Origin of the sequence: Rhizobium sp. PDO1-076, assembly GCF_000247475.1 — a bacterium.
GTDB lineage: Bacteria > Pseudomonadota > Alphaproteobacteria > Rhizobiales > Rhizobiaceae > Allorhizobium.
Map to the genome: position 1 here is coordinate 1 of NZ_AHZC01000250.1, position 1776 is coordinate 1776.

A 1776-nucleotide genomic window follows, 5' to 3' on the forward strand; every position below is an offset into this window, starting at 1 on the left:
CATCAAGATCACGGGGTTTAATCCAGCGGCTTCCAAACCGGCGGCGAAAAGAAGAGTGGTATCGAGGCAGGTGGCGAGCCGCTCCTCAGCGACCGTGCTCGGGCGCCGGATCTTCTGGCCGCGACTCTCGAAGCTTGCAGGCGGCTCTGCATAGTGCAACCCGATCCCTGCAATCGCTGAGTAGACTGCCGCAGCCAGCATATAGGCACGCTGGGGATTGTTTGACTGGTACCCATCCAGTCCACCTGAATGGCCATGAGCATTGAGCCTTTCCGCAGCCATTCGCAGAACGGCGGCCACACCGGGATCATTGGGCATGACAAAGGCCGGCAGCAACTGCACCATGTCAGCAACGCCTCCCCATTCGTCACGCGCAAGCAGTCTGACGGCAAGGCGCTTCTCGTCCAGAATTTCTCCGCCGGAGGCAATGCGAAGTGTGATCTCGCCGCGCTCTGCTTCGTTCAGCCCCGAGAGGTACCCTGGATCGAATTCCACTTTTCGATCGGCCAGCACAAGCCGATCTCCCGGCACCAGCCGATCAACGATCCATGACTTCGGCCTCAGGAAAGCTGGCGACGCCGTCAGCTCGATGCGGCAGTGTTCGAAGTGCCTATCCGTATTGTTCTCAACCAGGATCGACCGGATGACTGGAATTGCGTTCTGGTAGGACGCATAGGTGAAGCAGGCGGCAATATCGGCAACAATGGCAGGATTGTCGGATTTACTGGCCTCTTGGTTCTCCGCCTCACTCGTTTCTGAAAACTGCATCGTCATATCCCCCTGGCGGGAGACTAGCGGCGTTTCTCAACTTTAAGAAGACTAATATTAGAACCCGAGTAACTTTTTGGTAATTACCCACGCCCTTTTTCCGGCTGATGTCAGGCTGTGACGGTCTTGAGTATTATGGTGAAGGTATTGGCGCCCGGCTTGAGGCGAGCGGTATCGATGACGGAGCGAATGTCGGCCTCGCCCTTCTTAGCCCACATTGCACGATAGCCGTTTGTGACTTTTCGCTGGACGACAGCAGGTCGCAAGGCGCGCTCGCAGGCGTTGTTTGTCGGTTCGATCATGCCTGGATATAGGGCGAAGGTCAGAAGCTGATCGCGGGCTCGGCGGAACTTGTTCTGACCTTTTCGGGCAAAATCGCAGTGTGTCGGTGCCGCCAGAATATCGTTGAGACTTTTCTCCAAGGCTCGCCGCTTTGTGTTGATCGTTGATGCGGCAAGATTGGTGATGTCGTTGGCCAAGGCAAAGGCGTTTTTAAGCCAGAGCCGAAGTCGCCAGGCAAGCGGGTCGTCGCTGGCCTGTTCGGCATAGGCAACGTCGCGCGCCAGATGGGCAAGGCAGGTCTGATGCGCAGAACCATGACCTTGCTGTGCCGAATAGCGATCCGAGCACCAAACCTGTGGGCGATGCCCGTTCATCAAGGTCTCGACCACGATGGCACCGCGTGTCGGTGCGGCCTGATGGACGACGGCCTCGGTGCAGCGGAACACCCATTGATAGGAATTGCTTCCCTCGATCCGCACCCCGGTTTCGTCGGATGCCACGACCTTGGCGCGACGCAGAGCCCCAACAGCAACATCCCGTTCGGCGACAAATGTCCCTTGCGCCCGGCGCAGCATATTCATGAGGCCACCCTGGCTTATGGTCAGCCCGAACAGGTCGGCGAATGCGTTCTGAAGCCGCTCGTAGGACAGAGCCTGAAAGGTCTTGAGATAGGTCGCCACGGCATCGTAAACTTAACGGAGGAAATGCCAGCGAAAGACGCCATCC

Annotated in this window: 2 pseudogenes; both read right to left on the reverse strand. The window is 57.8% G+C overall.

From position 1 onward, the window contains the following. Positions 1-768: pseudogene (locus PDO_RS14285) on the reverse strand (DNA helicase); the annotation flags it as partial. A gap of 110 nt (positions 769-878) precedes the next feature. After that, positions 879-1733: pseudogene (gene tnpC, locus PDO_RS14290) on the reverse strand (IS66 family transposase); the annotation flags it as partial. Between the last annotated feature and the right edge of the window lie 43 nt (positions 1734-1776).